The 21,902-nt window shown below is 40.7% G+C and carries 17 protein-coding genes and 2 pseudogenes; 3 read left to right on the top strand and 16 right to left on the bottom strand.

Going from position 1 to position 21,902, the window contains the following annotated elements:
• Nucleotides 1-399: 399 nt before the first annotated feature.
• On the bottom strand, nucleotides 400-2,073 hold the full coding sequence (locus tag RH061_RS01995) for a M4 family metallopeptidase (protein ID WP_396654848.1): 1,674 nt from the start codon (nucleotides 2,071-2,073) through the stop codon (nucleotides 400-402).
• Nucleotides 2,074-2,406: 333 nt separating this feature from the next.
• Between RH061_RS01995 and RH061_RS01990 the strand changes: the two genes are divergently transcribed.
• Both RH061_RS01990 and RH061_RS01985 read left to right on the top strand, forming a co-directional pair.
• Nucleotides 2,407-2,949, top strand: a complete 543-nt coding sequence (locus RH061_RS01990) for a DUF6143 family protein (RefSeq protein ID WP_311073539.1) — start codon at nucleotides 2,407-2,409, stop codon at nucleotides 2,947-2,949.
• Nucleotides 2,942-3,511 (top strand): DUF6143 family protein, encoded by a 570-nt coding sequence (locus RH061_RS01985; protein ID WP_311073538.1) that lies wholly within the window; start codon nucleotides 2,942-2,944, stop codon nucleotides 3,509-3,511. The genes RH061_RS01990 and RH061_RS01985 overlap by 8 nt, the downstream gene beginning before the upstream one ends.
• Nucleotides 3,512-3,712: 201 nt before the next feature.
• Here the strand turns inward: RH061_RS01985 and RH061_RS01980 are convergent, their stop codons facing one another.
• From RH061_RS01980 to RH061_RS01960, 5 genes and pseudogenes are all read right to left on the bottom strand, one after another.
• Nucleotides 3,713-4,681: a tRNA dihydrouridine synthase gene (locus tag RH061_RS01980; protein WP_311073536.1), complete on the bottom strand. Its 969-nt coding sequence runs from the start codon at nucleotides 4,679-4,681 to the stop codon at nucleotides 3,713-3,715.
• Nucleotides 4,682-4,991: 310 nt separating this feature from the next.
• On the bottom strand, nucleotides 4,992-6,095 hold the full coding sequence (locus tag RH061_RS01975) for a glycosyltransferase (RefSeq protein WP_311073534.1): 1,104 nt from the start codon (nucleotides 6,093-6,095) through the stop codon (nucleotides 4,992-4,994).
• Nucleotides 6,092-7,276: a GT-D fold domain-containing protein gene (locus RH061_RS01970; protein WP_311073533.1), complete on the bottom strand. Its 1,185-nt coding sequence runs from the start codon at nucleotides 7,274-7,276 to the stop codon at nucleotides 6,092-6,094. The genes RH061_RS01975 and RH061_RS01970 overlap by 4 nt, the downstream gene beginning before the upstream one ends.
• Nucleotides 7,277-7,282: 6 nt before the next feature.
• Nucleotides 7,283-8,338 (bottom strand): annotated as a pseudogene (locus tag RH061_RS01965) (polysaccharide pyruvyl transferase family protein); the annotation flags it as partial.
• Between the two features lie 81 nt (nucleotides 8,339-8,419).
• Nucleotides 8,420-9,490, bottom strand: a pseudogene (locus tag RH061_RS01960) (tetratricopeptide repeat-containing glycosyltransferase family 2 protein); the annotation flags it as partial.
• A gap of 133 nt (nucleotides 9,491-9,623) precedes the next feature.
• Here RH061_RS01960 and RH061_RS01955 point away from each other — a divergent pair.
• The gene (locus tag RH061_RS01955; RefSeq protein WP_311073531.1) at nucleotides 9,624-11,348 is read left to right on the top strand and encodes a glycosyltransferase family 4 protein; all 1,725 of its coding nucleotides are present in this window, start codon (nucleotides 9,624-9,626) and stop codon (nucleotides 11,346-11,348) included.
• A gap of 184 nt (nucleotides 11,349-11,532) precedes the next feature.
• Here RH061_RS01955 and RH061_RS01950 read toward each other — a convergent pair whose 3' ends face one another.
• The 10 genes from RH061_RS01950 to RH061_RS01905 all read right to left on the bottom strand — a co-directional run bounded on the left by RH061_RS01950 (nucleotide 11,533) and on the right by RH061_RS01905 (nucleotide 21,574).
• Nucleotides 11,533-13,554, bottom strand: a complete 2,022-nt coding sequence (locus RH061_RS01950) for a CsxC family protein (RefSeq protein WP_311073529.1) — start codon at nucleotides 13,552-13,554, stop codon at nucleotides 11,533-11,535.
• Between the two features lie 386 nt (nucleotides 13,555-13,940).
• Nucleotides 13,941-14,702, bottom strand: coding sequence for a Nif3-like dinuclear metal center hexameric protein (locus RH061_RS01945; RefSeq protein ID WP_311073528.1), 762 nt, complete (start codon nucleotides 14,700-14,702; stop codon nucleotides 13,941-13,943).
• A gap of 163 nt (nucleotides 14,703-14,865) precedes the next feature.
• Nucleotides 14,866-15,525: a DUF429 domain-containing protein gene (locus RH061_RS01940; RefSeq protein WP_311073526.1), complete on the bottom strand. Its 660-nt coding sequence runs from the start codon at nucleotides 15,523-15,525 to the stop codon at nucleotides 14,866-14,868.
• Between the two features lie 30 nt (nucleotides 15,526-15,555).
• Nucleotides 15,556-16,173, bottom strand: coding sequence for an HAD family hydrolase (locus RH061_RS01935; RefSeq protein WP_311073525.1), 618 nt, complete (start codon nucleotides 16,171-16,173; stop codon nucleotides 15,556-15,558).
• A gap of 191 nt (nucleotides 16,174-16,364) precedes the next feature.
• Nucleotides 16,365-17,168 carry an Fpg/Nei family DNA glycosylase gene (locus RH061_RS01930; RefSeq protein ID WP_311073524.1) on the bottom strand — a complete coding sequence of 268 codons (804 nt, stop codon included), beginning with the start codon at nucleotides 17,166-17,168 and terminating at the stop codon, nucleotides 16,365-16,367.
• 179 nt (nucleotides 17,169-17,347) lie between these two features.
• Nucleotides 17,348-18,718 (bottom strand): 23S rRNA (uracil(1939)-C(5))-methyltransferase RlmD, encoded by a 1,371-nt coding sequence (gene rlmD, locus RH061_RS01925; RefSeq protein WP_311076232.1) that lies wholly within the window; start codon nucleotides 18,716-18,718, stop codon nucleotides 17,348-17,350.
• A gap of 86 nt (nucleotides 18,719-18,804) precedes the next feature.
• Nucleotides 18,805-19,140 carry a DUF3221 domain-containing protein gene (locus RH061_RS01920; protein ID WP_311073522.1) on the bottom strand — a complete coding sequence of 112 codons (336 nt, stop codon included), beginning with the start codon at nucleotides 19,138-19,140 and terminating at the stop codon, nucleotides 18,805-18,807.
• A 12-nt stretch (nucleotides 19,141-19,152) separates the two neighbouring features.
• Entirely contained in the window at nucleotides 19,153-19,602 is a 450-nt protein-coding gene (locus RH061_RS01915) for a BsuPI-related putative proteinase inhibitor (RefSeq protein WP_311073521.1), read from the bottom strand.
• A 135-nt stretch (nucleotides 19,603-19,737) separates the two neighbouring features.
• Nucleotides 19,738-20,628, bottom strand: coding sequence for an ABC transporter permease subunit (locus RH061_RS01910; RefSeq protein ID WP_311073520.1), 891 nt, complete (start codon nucleotides 20,626-20,628; stop codon nucleotides 19,738-19,740).
• On the bottom strand, nucleotides 20,621-21,574 hold the full coding sequence (locus tag RH061_RS01905) for an ABC transporter permease subunit (protein ID WP_311073519.1): 954 nt from the start codon (nucleotides 21,572-21,574) through the stop codon (nucleotides 20,621-20,623). Before RH061_RS01905 ends, RH061_RS01910 begins: the two co-directional genes overlap by 8 nt.
• Nucleotides 21,575-21,902: the final 328 nt, after the last annotated feature.

The following is a 21,902-nucleotide window of genomic DNA, read 5'->3' as shown; positions in this document are numbered from 1 at the left end:
TTCTTTTTTACTTTGCCTTTGCAAGAGAAACAATGAACGATTCTTTGTCCTCTCGAAAAACACAAGTGTCCTCGTTCTGTGTATTATAGATGCTAAAATGGTATATTACAATATAAAACTTCTAATATACTAAAATCTTAACTATCTAAATACTCAGTTAATAATACATCATATTGTAATTCCCTGTTAATAGATCATTCTTCCCAGTAAAGGTCCCTTTTTTAATAAACCAAAACCTCAACCAGCTTTCTTTTTGCTGCAAAAACCAACGAATAAGGCTCACTGATTTTATGCAAATACTATTTTCGCAACAGCCTCCACACACGTTTAGTGAAGTTAGACCCATGAAAAATCCCTCAAACTCACTGTCTGAGGGATTTCAAGTTACCACTTTATTAATTAATAGATTCCGACCGCATCAAATCCCGCGTTAGCGGCCGCCTCTTCCTCGCTGCCTTCACCATAAAGATCGATTGCAGACTGGACAATCGCCTGTCGTGCATCGCTAAAATCGGAATTCGCAGTTAAGTAAACCGTTAACGCGCGATAATAAATCTTCCCTAATTTTTCTCTTCCAAGGTCTTGAGCAATCAGGTATGCGGCATGGTTTGTAATCGATGAGTTAACATGGACTCCGCCGCCGTCTACCGAAGTTGGCATATGATAAAACTCGTCCATGTGGTCTGGATAGACTCCGCCATTCGTACTGTATGCCCTTCTTTGCTCGTTGCTGACGATGACACCATTCGGATTGCTTAAGCTGCGTAATACGGTTGAACCGTTAGCCTTAGCCTCCGGTGCCATAATATCCTCGCCCATTTCCCAATCGCTGTCGTCAACCAGCGCACCAAACACATCGGCAAATGATTCGTTTAGTGCCCCAGATTGATTACGATAAACCAAATTCGCCGAATGAGAGATAACACCATGCGTCATCTCATGTGCTGCAACATCAAGGCCAGCTGATAGGGAAATCATGAATTTTCCGTCACCATCGCCATAAGTCATCCAGCGCCCATTCCAGGAAGCATTGTTGTAATTGTTTCCATAGTGGACTCTGGATATGATCGCCATCCCATTCCCGTCAAGGGAGTTCCGGCCATGTTCATTCAAGAAATAATCATATACCTTTTCAGAATTATAGTGCGCATCGACAGCAGCCCGATCGTAATCGCTGATAAATGCTGCCGAGTTCCCCATATATACCGTATCGTTGCTGGAGCTATAATCATTTTTAGCATCATAGGTTACGATGCCCCCAAGGTTCTCATGAGAATAATCCGCTAACGCAAATTTAGTTCCGGCGTTCGGCTCTTTTACCTGCGTAATATGCAGTTCCCTGTGGTCGCCATGTACACCTTTTCCTGCACCTTTCTGCGTTTGTTCGTCAGCATGCATTAAGCCATTGTACTTGTCGATTACCTCTCCCGTTTTTGCATCCACAAAAACGAACCAGTTGCCAGGCTCCTCTCCCATGAAGTTGACATTCACTTTAAAAGCTGTGTAATTCTTTCCTTCAAAAGGCAGGACAACAAGCTCGGAAGTTGGTTCGTATGTCAGTTCCTCAGGTGCATTGACAGAAGCCAATGCCGCGCTCAAAGCTTCATCGCTGCTTAATGACGCACTTGTGTCGACTGAATCTGCTGTAATGGTCTGATTGGTTCTTCCGTTGACAGACACGATTTCATTATTCTTATTAAAATGAACAATAACCTCGGCTCCTTCAACATTTACACCATTTACAGATTGGTTAAAGCGCACGTGAGTCATACCTAGTTGATCTTTTTCAGTGCTCTTTACCTTGAGGTTTTGATCAGGATGAGGAATTCCAGTTTTGTCCTGGTTTTTCTTCAGATAATTCAACGCATTAGAAGCTGTGCTGGATGAGAACTTCTCTGAATATCGCTCCTTCACGAACAAAGGAACACTTGCCTTCTCATTCCACTCCTTGAAAGCTTGTCCACTGCCAGCCACACTTGAATCAGCTGTCTGTGCGAGCACAGAGCTAACAGGTATAGAACCTACCAACATTGCCGACGACAGAACTACAGGTAAAATAAACTTCTTCTTCAAAAACATCATTCCTCCCATCAATTTCCATTAGATGGGTTCATTATATATTTCCAGAAACGAAATATCATGAATAATTAGAATTATTAGAATAAATTAAAAAACTGGATAAAATATCCTAATTCCAGGAGCTTGGGTAGACTCCTTGTCCTTCTAATTACCTTCATTGACTCAGGCATTTTGGATTACAAAGTTATACCAAAAAGCCTCGGCAAACTGATGCAAGGGGACGTACCCTGTGCTTCCCTCCGGCAGAGTATGTAAATCCGATCTGAACACCTGCCCAGAATGTTTCATATTATATATTCTGAAAAATGAACAGTTAGGAGTAATGCTATGCCAAATGAAATGGATAAACAGACATTAGAAGTGGTGAACGTAACAAGTCCAGCCTTAAATTCAAGGCGCGGAAAATACTTTATCGGCAAAACCGGATTACTGAATTTCGGCGGCGGATATTACGCCTGGGGTGGAATCGTAAATCCCGTTGATTCTGGAGTCAATGTGTATATCGATATTTTTACGATCACAAACTTTTCAAACCAAAATTTCATAAGTGAAATCTGGCTAAACGCCGCCCCTCCAAGAAATGCAGCAATCTCGTCCCATGTAGTGCCAACAAACCAGGCGATTTCACCTTCTCCACTTCCAAAGGCAGTCATGAAATATGCTGGACATTCTGCTGAGCCCATGACCAAAGGTGTGAATATATTTGATCGAATTGTTAACCAAAATTCCACCCTTGTAAGCGATTCGCACAACGGCTCAATCATTATTGGTCCCGGAGACTCTTTCTCCATACTTCTTAGGCCGCCGGGTTATCCATACATCTCAGGAACAATCGTTTTGACCTGGTGGGAGGAAGCGGCCAATGCATGATCAAGAGATGACTGGCATGAACTTCAAGTCAATGGAAAGCGAAAAACATCTCAATGAGGTCACCGTACTGCCCGAAAATGTATATCACTCCTATCTCGGTGAATACTTTCTCGGTCAAACAGATCTGATATCCTTCGGAGGTGGATTCAATGGATGGGGCGGACTGGTCAACCCGGCGGACTCCAATGTGAATATATTTTTGAACGCCTATACCATCAGCAACTATTCAAATGAGCCGTTAACCACTGAAGCCTGGATTGGCAGCATCCTTCCCGGAAACGGAAAAACTTCGCCGCATGTCGCTGCCGGGAACCAAGCCTTAAATCCCCCGCCAATACCCAAGATTGATATTAAAAGCGCCAGCTTCCTTTCAGGAAAGCCAAGCAGGGGTACTAACGCCTTTGTACGAAGGGTTGAGCCGATCACGACCCTTACAAAACATGACTTTCAAGGTATGTTTATCATCCCTCCAGGAAGTTCCATTTCCTTATTCTTTCTGTCACCGGGGAAAAGGCAGGCCCATGCAAGAGTTGCCTTTGGCTGGTGGGAGGAAAAAGCATAAAGTTCATGGTGCGGTCTTTGTTCGGAGCATGAGGGTGCTCGATATTACCATGCTTCCTCTGAAAATTAAACTAAAAGAGCCTCAACCTTCAAAAAGGAAAAGGCTCTTTTTCACAATGGTTGAACTGTAATTGACGAAAAAAAGAAACGGAAACAGTATCACCTGATTCCGTTAGCAACATCGTTGTATTCGTGCTCTCACTTAATCAAGATTTTTTGACGCAAACTCACCAAGCAATTCACGCACTTCATCTGTTGACTTCGTATTCATCAATTGATTTCTTAATCCACTCGCCCCGTGGAATCCTTTTACATAGATTTTGAAAAAGCGATGAAGAGCCGTGAACGGTCGCAGCTCTAAATGCGAATACTTGTCATGCAGGTCCATATGCAATCTTAAGAGGTCAAGCAATTCCTCACTAGTATGGTCTTTCTTCTCCTTTTCAAAGGCAAATGGATTATGGAAAATTCCGCGCCCAATCATAACCCCATCAACACCATACTGCTCAACCAACTTCAAGCCAGTCTGGCGGTCAGGGATGTCCCCATTGATCGTCAAAAGGGTATCCGGTGCCACCTCGTCACGAAGTTTCTTGATCTCCGGAATCAGCTCCCAATGCGCAGGCACTTTACTCATTTCATCCCTTGTGCGCAGGTGAATGGAAAGATTAGCAATGTCTTGTTCCAAAATGTGTCTCAGCCAGCTCTTCCACTCGTCTACTTCTGAGAAACCAAGCCTTGTCTTTACACTGACTGGCAATCCTCCGGCTTTTGCTGCCTGGATTAATTCTGCTGCAACGTCCGGATGGCAGATCAAGCCGCTTCCCTTCCCGTTTTGCACCACATTGGGAACAGGACAGCCCATATTGATATCCAGACCCTTGAAACCCATTTCCGCCATCCCGATGCTCATTTTCCGGAAGTTTTCAGGCTTGTCCCCCCATATATGCGCGACAATCGGCTGTTCATCATCTGTAAAAGTCAAACGCCCCCGTACACTTTGAATGCCATCTGGATGACAATAACTTTCACTATTAGTAAACTCAGTAAAAAACACATCCGGTCTTGCCGCTTCACTCACTACATGACGGAACACAACATCCGTCACTTCTTCCATTGGTGCCAATATAAAAAATGGTCGTGGTAAATCACGCCAGAAATTCTCTTTCATAATCGTTCAAATCCTCTCATCATGGGATAACAGAGCTTTCCCTATCCCAAAATTAACAAGCAGAATGCTTCTGCTCCATTACACTTATACCATGCCTAAGCACTTTTTATCAAACTGATCGTTGATGGTAATTTTAACTTTATAATCTCTGTAAAATTAAAAGCCTCTTGCTATCTTTACCGCTGGATACAGAAATTCGACTTAGCAGCAACATAAGCTTGTCCCCCTGAAGCAAAAAGTGAAAATGTAAGAAAGGCAACTCTCCCAGTGGGTAAGCTGCCTTCTTTTAGAATGAGTTGTAGTGCTATTTTTAAAACTTATGCTTATATTGACAGACCAAATGATGGCTGTTTAATTGACCTAATGCTTTTAGGTTTTGCAATGGTGTTCCATAATTAGGTTTATTAATGAGTGCGTTAAAGAAATGCTTGTAGGCTTTATTGAAATTTTTTATAGATAAAAAAGCTTCTCCAAGATAATTTTCAATAATATGATCTTTGGTTTGAAATCCCCCAAAGATTCTTATTGCATCTTCATACCTTTTCTCAACTAATGCCTTCATCCCTTCAAAAAAGTCACGGTCCATTTGGTCTTTTATTAATGGAATAGCTGTTTCAAAAAATTTATATCCTTCTTGTATCATTCCCCTGCTGGCAAGGGCTTCACCCATTATCAAATGAGCTTTCAACTGGCATTTTTCTTTATTGCCATTAACTGAAATTATGTCATTCAGTTGTTCATTGTAATCAGTGTTTTGTATAATCCCTTTAATATGCTCTGCTAATTGTTCATAGCTAAAGCCTTTTGTTGAATTACCTGAGTGTCTCCGATATAGGTACAGTGGTGCATGTATGTGATAAGATGCATGCTTCATTGCAATTTTTATGACAAACTCTGTATCCTCTCCTATTTTGTAAGGATTAAAGTGTTGGTTCTCCAATACTTCTCTCCGATATAAAATAGTCCCATTATTAAATGGAGTTCCTACATTAAGAAAAAAAGAAAATACATCATCGGGTTGAATATTGCTAGATTGCCAGTATCCAATAGGCTGGTTTGTTTCATTGATCAGTAACATATCGGAATGGACAAAACCAATATTACCGTGAAAGCCCTCCAATAGCTTTTCAAATCGGTTAGGCAATGACAGGTCATCAGAATCATGAAAGGTTATGAAGTTTCCCTGGCAATGCTTCAAGCCTAAATTTTTCGCTGCTGCTGCACCTTTGTTCTCTTGTTTAAAATATTTTATTCGTTTGTCCTGAATGGTTTGTAAAATCTCTTCAGTAGCATCTGTTGACCCATCATTCACAATGATTATTTCAATATCTTCGATTGTCTGATTCAAAATGCTATTAACTGTATCTTTAATAAATCCTTCTCCATTATATACAGGTATAATGACGCTGATCATTTTTTTAACTGCCCTTCAAAGAAGTTCTTATTTTGAAGGACACTTGGATCATTTGGTGCGAGGATTCTTGCCTGTTCATTATGTTCATATGCAGTTTGCAGGTCCCCTAACTCCCAATAGCAGACAGCAAGCTGTATATGAGCAATCGTCAAATTTTGAACAGACTTCTTTGTTGAGGATTTTTCCAACTCTACGATTTTCTCATACCAAAAAGCGGCCGTTTTAAAGTCGTCCCAGCTAAAATAATAATATGCGATGTCAAAACAATTGGATGAGTTGATTGCGCCGTTATCAAATGATTTTATATTAAAATCCCCTGATAAAAGCCAATCAATTGTGTGGCCGAAATCGATTGCAATCTTATTGCTTTTTGCAAGGTTGACACATATTAGGTTGGCCGGGATTCCTGCGGAAACAAGAGCAACATCGTAATCGAATTGACTAGCTTGCTCTATTACACTTGGCACACTATTGATGCCTTTCACCGGGATATTACCCACAACATTTTCATACCCCAATTTTTTGAAGTATTCCACACCTTCTGCCATTCTATTGCCAATCAACAGAACTTTATAATTCTTCAGGATTTCATCTAATAGGGTTGTATATTTTAGAATTTCAAAATGAATATTGGAACTCACCAAATTCATCTTTTCCAAATTCCATTTATAGTGTTTTGACAGCTTCGTAAATAAGTTTTGAAAGGTTGGATACCTTGCTATTGGAATCCCCAAAGCATCAGCTTCTAATAAAGCCTCTGTTAGGTGATCACGAAGTCCATGATTCGGCAATTGAACTCCTGCATAGGATAAGAAGTTAAAGCGCGGATTATTTGTAATGGAATCAGTAGGATTAAGGACATCGTGCGACAGGAAAATCAACTCACCGTCTCCTAAACGAATTACCGAATAACCAGCACTTTCATGTAATGCTTTTCTTATCTCTTGTGCAATATCATTTGCATTTTTTAGTTTCACCTTTTTGTCCTTTAAATTTGATAACCCCGCATGAATAATTTCTTCGATACTGAAAGGAACATATTCATATTTTTTTATACGGTCACCAACTATTTTATCCCCGCCATAGTAAAGGCCTTCAACAGCTATGTTTTTCTCATTTCCTTTCTCAATATGCCCGAATTTTTTCATATCTTCCCATTCTTGCTTTGAAAAGTTAATCACTATGATTCACCCCTTTTCCACATCATTGAAGTAGAGGTTTTTAGTAAATGGTTCTGAAATTAAATTCATATATTCTGCTTTTTTATTTTTCATTTTTTCAACTATGCTTTCACGCTCTAAATTGATGGTGGATTCATGCTTTAGAATTTCATCTTTTATAGTCTTGGAATCAGTGGAAATAATGAACCTGTCTAAATCAATCGATTGAGCGAAATCAATTACTTTAAATCGGTAAGCCAGGGGAATTGGGGGCGTTTCTGCTCCTAACGAAAGATAATTGGCATGTAATTTAAAATTGATCGTAAAGTGAAAGTGGGATAGAAGGTCTATTAAAAAGTTTTTATCATGGAGATTGGTATCAATTATGACATTTTGCTGGTCATTAATTTTTTTATATAATTGCTTCACTGATGGGATATCTTGATCCCACACAGTATACAGATACACTTTATATCCTTTTTGGATCAAAGCTTTTAGTGCTTCTGCCAGTTGGTTTTCCACAGCTCCCTCATTCCCGCCATAGAGATAATTGTAGGAAGTACCCCAATTAACTCCTATGATCTTGTTTCCTTTAAAGGGGAGGATTGCTTCCTTAGCCTCTTTATCTATATTACTCCTGGATGTCAGAAGGAAGGCCGGATCCCCACTAATCATAACCTTCTTTTCATTTGCGCCCATTTGCTTTATGATTTCATACGTCAATGGACCTCTTACTCCAAAAAATTCAGCCTGTTCTATGACTTCATTTAACTTTTCCTGAAGATTTATAGAGTAATAATCCTGAACATTTATCTTTTTACCAGCTTCCAATAAGGGAACATCCTTTTTATTTATCAAATCAATTCCTGAACCCCAAATCATCACTTTTTTGCCTTTTTCCACCGCTCTGTGCAAAAAGGGAATATGATCTTTGCAGATGATGGATCCACCGCCTAGGACGATTAAATCGAAAGTATCTAAATCGAATTCTTTCGCCGGTTTACGTAACGTACCATGCAGCTCCCAATCTTGTTTTCCGAACTTCTCTTCAAAATATTCGCTGAAAAGTTCCCACATCAAGTCATCACCCAGGTTTTTGTGGCCGATCCAACCGATGTAAAGGATTTTTTTCTTTTCTTTTTCCTCTTTTTTCTCGCCGAAATAGTCGTTAAAAAATTGTTTATTGAGCAAGACACTTGAATCGTTTGGTATAAATTTTTCTGCTAATTTGTTATGCTCATAAGATTTTTCCGCATTTCCAAGTTCCCAGTAGCATACCACTAACTGTAAATGTGGATACCAGGTAAAGTAGGCAGGTTTTTGAAAACCTCCATTATCTTTCGGTTTCATATCGATCGCAGTATTATACCAAAAGATTGCACTCTCATATGCTTTGTTATTCTTAAAAAAATCACCTAATCGGCAGCAAATTTCCGGACGGGGAAGGTCATATTGGAATGACTTACATAAAGAGTCTAATTCTTTTTCTTTCTCGCCAAGCTGTCTGTAGCAGTCAGCTAAGGAGAGACAAGCCATAATTTCGTCCTCAACCCATCCCTTTTTTGTGGCTAAAAACTCCTGATAATAAGATGCAGCTTTTTTGAATAGTTGGTTGTCTCGTAACTCATTTGCATAATAATACAGATCACGAGGAGAAAATGGCTCCCCTCTTTTCATTTTTCTTTCATAAATCTTTAAATTCCTGTCACCTTTAACGTTACTTGTTCTTTTTTCGTGTTTCTTATGTGTCACAGCAATATCAGACCGAAGTATATTTCCAGATACCTCTAAGTACTCGTGCACCACTCCATGCCACTTAAACTGGTTTTTGCGGTTTACTAAACGGTTACGGCGATAATAGAATGTCGGATTTTCAAATTCATCAAAGGCGATATTGTACAACATGGATACTCCATCTATTTTGTCGTTCAGTTCTTTTTTAAGGGCAAGCAGTTTCTTCAAATCCTTTTCTAGTAAAACATCATCCGCATCCAGCCAAAGGATAAAATCCATTGTTGCTTTACTGAAAGCAAAATTCCGCGCAGCGGAGAAGTCATCAATCCATTCAAAGTTAAAAACCTTATTTGTATAGTTTCCTGCAATTTCTTTTGTCTTGTCCGTTGATCCTGTATCCACGATAACGATTTCATCAACCGCTTCTTTTACGCTGTCCAAACAATTTCCAAGGACTTCCTCTTCGTTTTTTACAATCATACATAAGCTAATCGTTGCCACAAAACCCCTCCTGTAACAGTCCTTGTTCATCCTATTCCACTATATGCACGGGTGTTCATGTTGTGAGCTGTTGAAACACTCTTTGCTTTCTAAAATATAATGTAAAATCCTGTTATTTAGATGGAGGGTAAGAATGATACAAGATTTAAAGCTATTAGAATACGAAAAGAGATTTAGTCGGTTAGGGTTAGCGGAGAAGCAAGAACTGAGAAAAAGAAAAAACAGAAAAGGAAAACCGCATGTTGTGTATGCCATGAGCCATGTTGGAGTCAGTGGCGGAGTAAAAATGATCCTGGAGCATACAAACAGGTTGAAAAGAGCGGGGATTTCCGTTTCAATCGTTACTCATTTTGAAAAGCCAGGCTGGTATCCCATCGAGGCAAATTATATCCAAGTTCCATGGGACTTAGAATTAGCAAAAGGAATACCTCCATGTGATTTGATTGTTGCTACCTATTGGGACCATATTCAACCCTGCATAGAAACCGGAATTGCACCAGTTGTTTATTTTGAACAAGGCGATTTTCATATTTTCGAATATGAAACAATGAATAATGTTTTAAAGAAGTATATTGCTAAACAATTTACATTACCTGAATTTATTTTTACGGTATCAAAAAGTACCGCAGATTATATTGAGGAGCATTATCACAGAAAAGCAGCTGTTATTCCTAACGCCATAGATGAAACGGTCTTTTCCGAACATATAGTTGCGTATCAGCATCCCAAACCATATTTACTGATGGTAGGAGCCGAATCAGCAAAATTTAAAGGAATTGCTGACATCATTCAGGCCTACAATCTCTTAATTGAGAAAGAAATAGATATAGATTTACTTTGGGTCACCCCGGAAGAACCTTCTGATGATATGAAGAAAAAAGTAACAAAATATTTTACTCAACCACAACAGAATACGATTGCTAGTTTATATAAAGGAGCCGCTGTTTATATATCCGGATCACATTATGAGAGTTTTTCTTTGCCGCCATTGGAAGCTATGGCCTGTGGCTGTCCAGTTGTGGTCACGAACAATAAAGGGGTATTGGAATATGCGCAGGACCAGGAGAATGCTCTTATTTGTAAAATGAAGAATCCTAAGGATATAGCAGAAAAGGTTCAAAAGCTGTTACACGATGAAAGTTTAAGGAAGAGACTGATCGAGAAGGGGATTTTAACAGCAAAAAAATATAACTGGAACGAAATAACACGGAAATTAATTGATTATTATAAAGAAGTTTGTTCATTCGAAGTCATTCCAAGGAATGATATTAGCAATTGGGATATTGTCCTAACAGAAGAGATGTGTCTTCATAAAGAGGACTTTGTTAAGTTTATAAAACTCTTACAATCCTCCAAAGCTGATTTCATTCAGGCACCAGTTGTCTATGACATAGATGGCTTTATCCAGGCAGCCAGATGGGAAGTGGTTGCAAGCCGAAAACATTCAGAGGGTACATGTATTGATCGATGCTATTGCCCTATATCTCCATCCAATCACCTTTCAATATTAAACGAAAAGGCCTATCGGGCGTTTGAAAAAAGGGAATGGGATGAAGCCTTAGAGGAATTTTCGGAACTTTATACTATACAAAATGAACCACTCGCTAAAGCTGTTAACTTTCGATGGATCATACTGTGTTTATATCGTCTTCAGAGGACACATGAAGCAAAGTCAAAACTGAAAGACTGGCTTGAGAACAACTCTCCTCATTATTCTACTGAACTTCATTTTCTTCAGTGTCTTCTTGAGGGCAGAAAAGACCCATCTTCTTATCAAAACATTTGTTTACTGGGCGATGTGACCTCTTATAATGAATATATTTTTAATGTAAAAGGTCATTTGGATAAGTTGAAATAATGTCAAAATAAATGCACCTCGATTGTTAAAAGACTTAACAATTGAGGTGCATTTTTTTCAGCAAAAATATTATATAAATGGCGATGATATTAACACCAGATAGTTTTATACAAAGAAAAACCCTTCAAATACCAAGCGAATGGTAATTGAAGGGCTGTAAAAGTTAATTTTACTTTATTTATTTCTACTGTGGATCAGCAAATTCGATATCACATGTTGAAACTGCTGTATCTGTTGTAATAACGTTTCCTGTTTGTTGTCCTAAGAATACTATACCAACCGCTTTAGAATTTACACGTCTATTGCCGGTTGCATTTCCGCCAGCAGATACATTATAACTTGTGCCAATCGTTAAAGCATTTCTTATTTCCTGCTCACAGTCATCTTCACAGCTAACCTCAGATGGTTCTGGTAAATTCAGTGGTACAATTCCTATTGTTTCAAAATCAGTATTAGGGGTTCTAATCCAGGCTATCTTACAAATACTTACAATAGTTCCATCATTAAGTCTTACTATTCCTTCTCCAACCTGCGTTGGTTCCGCTAATGCCCCTGTCACGGTCCCACCGTTTTCAGTATTTATTTGAACGTTAACTGATCCTGTCGCACCAGCAATTTGCAACAGAACGTTCCTGATTTGTTCAGTACAAGTACACTCAAGTTCATCACATTCACATATTCCAGTTGGTCCCGTTGGCCCAATTGGTCCTGTCGGTCCGGTTGGTCCCGTTGGTCCTGTCGGTCCTGTTGGTCCTGTCGGCCCAGTCGGTCCGGTTGGTCCCGTCGGTCCTGTTGGCCCGGTTGGTCCCGTTGGTCCTGTCGGTCCTGTTGGCCCGGTTGGTCCCGTTGGCCCCGTTGGCCCTGTTGGTCCGGTTGGTCCCGTTGGTCCTGTTGGTCCCGTTGGTCCGGTTGGTCCCGTTGGTCCTGTTGGCCCTGTCGGTCCTGTTGGTCCTGTTGGCCCGGTTGGTCCCGTTGGCCCCGTTGGCCCTGTTGGTCCTGTTGGTCCCGTTGGTCCTGTTGGTCCCGTTGCTCCGGTTGGTCCGGTTGGTCCCGTTGGTCCTGTTGGCCCGGTTGGTCCCGTTGGTCCTGTTGGTCCCGTCGGTCCTGTTGGTCCCGTCGGCCCTGTTGGTCCGGTTGGTCCTGTCGGTCCCGTTGGTCCCGTCGGTCCTGTCGGTCCTGTCGGCCCAGTCGGTCCGGTTGGTCCTGTTGGCCCTGTTGGTCCTGTTGGCCCTGTTGGTCCCGTTGGCCCCGTCGGCCCTGTTGGTCCCGTCGGTCCCGTTAGCCCTGTTGGCCCTGTTGGTCCCGTTGGTCCTGTCGGCCCAGTCGGTCCTGTTGGTCCCGTTGGCCCAGTCGGTCCTGTTGGTCCGGTCGGCCCTGTTGGTCCCGTTGCTCCGGTTGGTCCGGTTGGTCCCGTTTCCCCGATTGGCCCAATTGCCCCGCTCGGTCCCGTCGGCCCTGTTGGTCCGGTTGGCCCAGTCGGCCCTGGTGCTCCTCCACCAATTGGGACTTGTTGTTTCTGAAGCAGCTTGATTGTAAACTTGACAATCATCTTCTCTACGATGTTCCTAAAGGATCCCTCAAATATAGCTCCCTCGTGTAAAGGTACCCTGTCTGTTGCTTCATCGTATTCTATAATGTTACTGGATACCAAATTGCAGTATGGAAGTTCATTATAGTGTTGAGTACTGGATTGATTATAATTTGAAGGGTCGCTCGTTAGCAGCTCATCTTTTTCAGGATAACCTTCCGGTAAAGGTTCTTTAATCAGGAAATCAAATTCACTGCGCTGATTAAATCGAACGTTTACTGGACGAGTTATGAACTCCCTGATTGGAGTGGCACACTCAAAAGGAACCTTCACGGTAAGAGATCGGATATCCGATTCTATAGACTTCCACTTCCATCCCTTTGGTGCAGCAGCGTATCTGATATTTTTTTCTACATATCCTTTAATGAATAGCTGATTTGTCGGCACAAGCAGACGACATTGAACAAGGACTACTCGCTTTTTTATATCCTTGATTTCCAGTACGTCCTCTGGAAAGGTAATGTCAGCTTTAACCGATGTACTAACTTCAATCTCAGCTAGGACTACAGGTACCTTGCTTATCCTTGCATCAAAATTCACATCAGGTTCTACGTTTCTGTTTGAACAACTATTAATATTCGCTGAAAAACCCTTATTGTGATTCTCTTTATCTCTCAATAATCTCACTCCCTTATTTTTTATTGAGAACACCATATCTTATGGGAAATTCTTAACAGAGGATTGGACTATTCATTTAAAATCCGGAATCGGTGGTGAAAATCCACATTTGTCTTAGAACATAAATGAAGGTAGGAGCTTTAATGGAGGTTAAGTTTTATATTGAAGACCGTGAAAACTGGCCATAAGGTTTTGTTCCTTTAAAAGAAGGACTAAAAAAAGACAACTATTGGTTAGTTGCCTTTCTTGATAATAAGTTTATGCCACACACTCCAGGTGCGCCGATCGTAATGCACATAAGGTCTGGTGACTGTGAGTCATTTCTTTTTGGGTGAGCTGAAATATAAGAGGAAAACTCCATGAAGGTTATTTCTCATTTATTATTCTTATTTCATATTCGCTTCATAATGCTCTTCATTAAGTCTCACTATTTCAAGTTCTTTTATATGCTCATTTAATTTCAATGCTAACCTTTCAATTCCAAAGAATTCTGTGAAAGTATGACTCCCAATGATCAAATTCATCCCTTTAAACTGAGCATATTGAATCGTATACAAATTACATTCACCTGTAATGTATACATCACATTCATTTTCAACTGCTTCCTTAAGGCAGGCTGTTGGCGCTCCATTGCCACAGACCAAGCCCACTCGCTTCACCTTTCTGTCATTGAACCGCCAATATTTCACTGGCTCTTCAAGCAGAAGTTCAATATTTTTTACTAAGTCATTAAATTCTATTTCTTCATCATACTCTGCGACTCTGCCAAAATGTAACCCTTCCCATTCGTGGGTTCTCTTAACAATTTCTAAATTCAATTTTTCTAATAAGCTATCATTTGTGCCAAAGTTACAGTCATCAAGTGGCAAATGATTATAGTAGTGACTTATGCCGTATTTTGCTAGTTTTTCTATGCACGCCTCTTTTAATCCATATATTTCATCCCAGGCATCGTGGTGTGTCACCATCATATCAACACCCTGAATCTTTGCTTCCTCTATCGTTTCAAGCGTTAGATTAACACAGTATCCCAATTTCTTAATCCTTTTATCTGCCTGGTATGTAATCCCCGATTCACTTGAAAAAATTTTCTTATTCGTTATATTAAATAAATCATTAATTCTTTCAACAATATATGTTGCATCCATATACTTACCTCCTCTATTCCATCTGCCTAAAATACTCATTACATTATTACCTTGGTCGAAATCTAAAGATGGAATTGATTGAGGTAACTGCAATGAATACTAAGATATAACAACTAACCAAAACTAACGTATTTCCAATACTCACGGCAAACTACCGTTGAATTTAACAGCAATAGTCATAAGGATGCTGCGGGGGGCAAGCCGGGTAGATCCATTTTTCATTATAAGAAGGATCCTTCCAATGCCATGCACCTAAAGCAGCTGCACATGCATCGATAGAATGGCTTTCTGCTTCAATTTCAATAGGTAATTGTGTAAGTCCCTGCTCCGTAAGCAAATTCCGAATAAAACTTCTGGCTGATTGTTCTTTTTTGTAAGCCAACACATATTCAATATTTTGTCTGGACAGTCTCGATCCAATTATGGCCCCTGGATGGACTTCTACTAAAGAAATTGGATACGCGGCTTTTAGATTCTCTATTTCTCTGCTAAGTTTTATTCCCCTTAAAGTTAGATACACCATTCTATTTAAGGTTGGTGGCATGATTGACCCAGCTCTCATCCCTAAACTTACAATAAACTTTCTTAGCTCCCGATCACTTTTTCTATCTCCACCACCGTCTTCATAAGACAATGGGGCATCAATCCCGATAACGAGCTCATCTAATTGACTTTGCTCAAAAACCTCTTTCAATATATCCTGATCACTTAAATTATTTACCCACTTAACCAATTGCAGGTGGTTTCCCTCTTGTTTAAAAATAGTGAGAACTGTATCCTTATGATTTCTTGGCCCTGATAGGTCAATTCCGATTACTCTCATACAAAACCCTCACTTTCGTTATTACGACTGCTAGAACACTTTTAAAAGTTCTTCAAAACTCTTAACCTTCATATCATATTCACTTACTTGACCAAATCCATATTCAGCATAAATAAAGGGAATATTTGCAAATCTGGCTGCTTCCAAGTCACCTTGTGTGTCACCCACATAAACTGGATTTGATAAGTTATTTCTCTCAATCACTAATTTAATATTTTCACCTTTTGATAGACCCGTTCTGCCTGGGTTTTCAAAGTCTAAAAAATACTGATCAAGCCTATGAAACTTATAAAACGCTTCTATGTAACCATCTTGGCAGTTACTTACGATGTATAGTTTGTATTTTTGAGAAAGCTCCTTTAGGACATTCTCTACATTGTGAAAAAGAACTCCTCCGTTTTTTTCTAGGATAGATTGTTCTACTTCACAACAGTCTATTATTAATTTTTGCCGTTCTTCATTATTTAAGGTAGGAAAGAGTTTCAGACTTATTTCATTCATCTGTAAACCCATCGTACCTTCAAAGTCTTTCCGGGTTAATTCACTATTTATGAGACTACTTTTTCTTATAACGTTATTCCAGGCACTAAGCACTGTGTCTATTGGATCCCAGATGGTTCCATCTAGATCAAAAATTATACTATCCAAATTCAGTCCACTCCCATTTATTAAGTTAGCGATTAACTTCAAGGGCTTCTAAATACTCATACCAATATAACACACCAAAAGTTGGAAATAAAACAACCTAATGAAGAGCCTTATCGGCCAAGGAATAAAGCTCTAAATTTGCAAATAGATACTTTCAAACAACTTTACAATGTGTTTCTTCGAACTGTTATTTATTGTTGGCAATTGGGGCAAAAGAAAGTTTTCCGTGAAGAGATTTCACTTTTTATAATGGACGAATTGCAACGAGAGCATCCTTGACCTTCTCTGTCATAAACATAAAATTGATAGCCTCCTGTTTTATCATCTCCTATATATAGCGGGTTTTCCATATAACCACCTTGTTGAATTCCTCTTTTAAGGATAAACTGAATCGAATGATATAGCCGTGATAATTGTTGATCGTCAAGCTCATTGATTTTTTGATCAGGGCGAATCTCTGCATGCCAAAGAATTTCATCAGAATACCCATTCCCTATTCCAGCTAACACTTCTTGATTGATTAATGTTGTTTTAATTGCTCCTCTTCTTTTATGCATTAATTGATGAAAGGCATCCAGTGTAAAATCAGGATTAAGCACTTCAGGCCCCAGTTTTTTAAACTCTTCCTCGACCTCTTCAGGTGATAAAAGATGCAGATAGCCCAATCGCAGTCCAATGAAAAATAAATGTTGTTCACCGAATGATAGCTTTACTTGAATCGTCCTGTTTGGTTTATCTTCCTCTTTTCCAAAAAACATCCATCCGCCAAGCATCAGGTGTAATAATAAACATTTGCCATTCTGTAATTGAAAAACTAAATATTTTGCCCTTCTAGTAATCGTTTTTACAGCTTGATTTGAAACTTGCATCGTAAACTTGTCAACTGGTACATTAATAGACTTTTCCCGCCCAATCTCAATAGCCGAAATGTTTAGGCCACCTATCTTTGAACCCAGTAATGCTTTATATGTTTCCATCTCTGGCAACTCAGGCATAATTTTGCCCCCCATTTTATAATCTGTGTATACAGTATTTCCTACTGGGGAGTTATTATAAATGGCAGCGAGCAGCATTGTGATAAAGGCTTTGATGTGACGTCACATTCGGGAAGGGGAAATATCGGTAAACTGAGCACTAAAAAAGCCCTATCCACTAATGGATAAGGCTCCCGAAATTATGCAAGTACAATCTTTGCTACCGCTTCACAGTGCGTCGTCTGCGGGAACATATCAACTGGCTGTACTTCAACAGTCTTATATCCGCCGTCCTCTAGGATTCTCAGATCCCTCGCTAATGTAGCCGGGTTACATGATACATACACAACCTTCTTTGGTTTCATGTCTAAGATAGTTTGCAGAAGCGCTTCGTCACAGCCTTTTCGCGGCGGGTCTATGACCAATACGTCGGCGCTGTTGCCTTCTTTGTACCAAGCTGGGATGACTATTTCGGCTTCGCCTACTGCGAATTCGGCGTTTGAGATTTCGTTAAGCTCTGCGTTCCGTTTTGCGTCTTCGATGGCTTCGGGGACGATTTCGACGCCGAATACCTTCTTAGCTTTTTGCGCTAAAAATAACGAGATTGTGCCAATGCCGCAGTAGGCATCAATAACGGACTCTTCACCTGTAAGTTCAGCATATTCAAGCGCTTTGTCGTAGAGCACCTTTGTCTGTCCAGGGTTCACCTGATAGAACGAACGCGCAGAAATCGCGAACTTAATGTCACCGATATTGTCGTATATGACCTCGCTGCCCCATAGGACTTCTGTTTTGTCTCCCATTATGACATTCGTTTTCTTGGAGTTTATGTTATGGACGATTGATTTTACCTTAGGCAGCCTTGCGACGATTTCATTCACCAGCTTGTTTTGCTGAGGAATCTCATTAACCCTGGTCACAATAACAACCATCAACTCACCGGTACTTTTCCCGTAACGGGCCATGATGTGGCGAAGCACACCTTTATGCTTTTCCTCATTATATGGCTGAATGCCCAGCTCGCTGGCGATTTCTTTTACCGCCTTGATTGCCTCGTTAATTTCATGTAGGTGCAGCAGGCTTTCATCCGTATCGACAATTTCGTGGCTGCGCGGCTTGAAAAAGCCTGCAATCAGCTTTCCGTCCTTCTCGCCAACCGGCACCTGTGCTTTGTTTCTGTAATGCCAGGGATTGTCCATCCCCAGGATTGGGTGAACTACCACATCATCGAGTTTGCCAATCCGCGTCAGCACCTGCTTCACCTGGTTTTCCTTATACTTCAGCTGACCCTCATAGCTGATATGCTGCAGCTGACAACCACCATATTTATGGGCATCATCAGCTGGACACTCTACCCGGAACGTACTTTTTTCATGAATTTCCATCAAGCGGCCAAAGCCGTAGCCCTTGTTCACCTTAGTCACTTTGATTTTTGCTTTTTCGCCTGGAAGTCCGCCCTGTACAAAAATCGGGTAGCCCTCAACCTTGGCCACACCCGCTCCGTCATGCGTCAAATCCTCAAATACTACATCTATAAAATCGTTCTTTTTAACCGGGATTGTTTTACTCATCATTTCAAGTCCTTTGCTGTGAATTAGCTAAGTCAGATTTTATCATATTAAAGGCCGGATTGCGAAACGCACCGGCCCTGGATAATTCACTTGTGCTCTATTTTCCTCGCATCAGCTTGTGCTGGATAGCTCTCTCTTACATCGCCATCCAGCCAGAACTGCACTTGATCTCCTTTTTTAAAATCAGCTGCTTTTTCATACGTCAGCCAGATCAAATCGAGTCCGCCCTGGTCAATCAATGCCTCACTGGAAACATCTTTTAGCTCGTTGTATCTTTCCATGGTGATATTTTGTGCGACAAGGATTGATTCGTCTTTCACCTCTAAAACAAAGCCCTCTCTCGGTTCTTCTGCTTTAGCACAACCGGCAAGGTATATTGCCAGCATCATCATCACCGCGAAAAAGAGTTTAATAGCCTTCATCCCAATATTCCCCTACTCCACAGAAAACTCTTTAGTCACTTCATACTTTTCCCCGCCCTTGGGCGTCATCCAGACAGAAAGAACATAGTCCCCTTTTTCAAGGGAAAGCTCATGAAGGTCGATTTTATAGTTCAAAGCCTCACCCTGTTTTACTTTTTCCTCCCCCAATGCCTGTAAAAAAGACGCAACGCTTGAGAACAGAAAAACCTCTTTGCCATCTTTCGTTTTTACCGAGTAATCGTATCTTTGTGAACTCGAGAATTCGAGAGTCACTTCTTCTTCCGTTTGATTCTTTACTTCATATTGAAAAATCAACGGTTTTTCCTCTGTCAGACTTGCAGCCATTTCTCCTGCCACGATTCCGGCACCTCCTTGATCCTCGTCATTATTCGAAACCTGGTTTCCCGTTCCACAGCCGGTTACCAGTAAACCCATCAGCACTAGCATCCATAATTTTCTCATTGCCCGACCCTCCTGTTGAATAAACTCTTTATCTATTTGTCAGGAGAATGGCACAAAAGGTTACATAAATAGATAAACCAATTCACCCATTTTTAAACAAAAAGGAGAAGTGCCCGTTACACCTCCCCTCTCCATTTATGCTCTTTTATACTTTTTATCAAAATATTGCTGCAGTCCGCTGCTGGTCATGGAGAAAGCCAATATGGTAATCCCAATGGCAACCGTGCCGGTAATCGGCAGCCACGGGTGTGACCAGATATGGTGGGTGATCTCTGCGAAATAGGTTGGCCATGCATTGGATGTGTTCATCGCTTTATACCCTCCACTGAGCTGGGAAACGAATTCGACGCTCAAGAAGATTTCCACGATTCCAAGCTGGCCGATCAGGAAAAGCGTTCTTCCTAGGTCGGAGAAAAACTGGACGATGAAAAACGGTCTTAGCGGCGGCCAATAATAATTTTTCAGCATCGTCAAAGCCGATGAGCCAGAGACAATCCCGGCCTCTACATAAGGTTTCCTTGAGATATCGACCATTCCCTGGTAAAAAATATCGGCAATCCTGCCCGCTTCAATTAGAGCAAGCACCAGCATGATCCAGAGATATCGATTATCGGAAAATGTAACGAATGGAGTGCCAATGATCAAGATCACAAAGAATATTGGCGGCATGAATGAGAACAATCGATTCCAAATGATCAGTATGCGGCGAAAAAATTTCATATAAAAACTTGCCATCGCGAGCGGAATCGCAATGATGTATCGAATCAGGACAATGGCGAGTATCGTTAACAATGTCTCTTTCGTACCTAAAAGCACCCTGCTCAATAAATCTTTGCCATTCGCATCCGAGCCAATCGGGAAATCCGCAGATGGCGCAAACGGCGGAAGCTCGAATCCACCACCTTCTTTTTGCTTCATCACTGTTTCTTTCAGCGATGTATCCACGAACGGAAGATATGGTGCTATAAGGACAATAACAAATAGAAATGATAAGATCGTCAGGCCAAAAAATAATGATTTATTCATGATTCATCTCCTGTGATGCCGGGGTGACAAGACTCTTAGAAATCTGTGTGACCAAATTTGAAAGCAAAATGATTGTGGCAAAGAAGACCGTATATCCGACGGCAGAAATACCGTCGACCATGATATCCAGCCCAATCCTGAAACCTGTTCCCCTCAGCACCGCGTTAAACAGCCCATCTGCTGCACCCTGAAAGTCCATTAATTTTTCAACGATAAACAGGTTCGATAATACATAGAGCGTGATTGTATTTCCATGCGCCAGGATCCTCGGAAACGAATTTTTCAGAATATGTATGAACAATATTTTCATCCCCGGAGTTCCCTTTGATTTCGCCGTCCGGATGTAATCATTGCCTGACTGCTCCTGCAGACTCACATTGGTGATGTTCGCAAGGTAGAAAACAGGGTAAATCAACAGAAATAGAATCCCCACCACATAGGTTTCGAGCTTTTCACTTCCATATAACGTCACATGGAAAAACAAACCTTTTTCATATAAAAACATCAGGCCAATCTGGATGGTGATGATGAAAAAGAGGTCCGGCATTGAGATGAATAGCCACGTCGTCCCATTGCCAAGGAAGTTCAGCTTTCTTTTTTGCATCCTAAAATCAAAGATTCCTTTCAAGACGCCTAGAATATAGGCCAGAATCAAGGTGGGCACAATCAATAGCAAGCTTTTCCAAGCCTTGCCCGCAATCCGATTCGCGTACGACTGGCCAGGGACAAACTCTCCGAGGTTGGGGTTCTCTTTTATATAAGCAAAGAAACCTTTGATATTCTGAATATGCATGTCCAATTCATAGTCGTAGCTGGCGGATTTGAACTGCCCGCCCTGTCCTGTCTCATAATCCGTCTTAGCCGGCAAAAACAATATCCCAATAAATAAAAATACGCAGACGATCCATAACACAAACTGCTCGATTGCCTTTTTAAAATAAACCATGAAGCCTCCTGATGGACTATATTTTATTGAACCATTAAGCTGCATTCTACCTTTCTCTCAATCTCCTCTATCCTCATAATGGAGACCTTCATCAGGTAACTCCGCATCCGCAGCGCAGACATCTAGCTGCTTATTCTATTTCTACGACAGAATAAAATTCAGCGAACTTGAGAATCAGATACATGCCTATTTTCACACTAGTTATATTTTACCATTTTTAATTTTTCAGAAAAGTATTTTTTTTGAGTTTTTTATTCTGCCTCGCCGGGAGAATAGGAAATAAAGAGGATAATGTAAAGAAAAACTGGAGATGTTTCCGCTTCTTGTG

This window comes from Mesobacillus jeotgali (genome assembly GCF_031759225.1).
Taxonomy (GTDB): Bacteria; Bacillota; Bacilli; order Bacillales; family Cytobacillaceae; genus Mesobacillus; species Mesobacillus jeotgali_B.
Note: the sequence above shows the minus strand (reverse complement) of the source record. Positions and strands in the feature narration are given on the sequence as shown.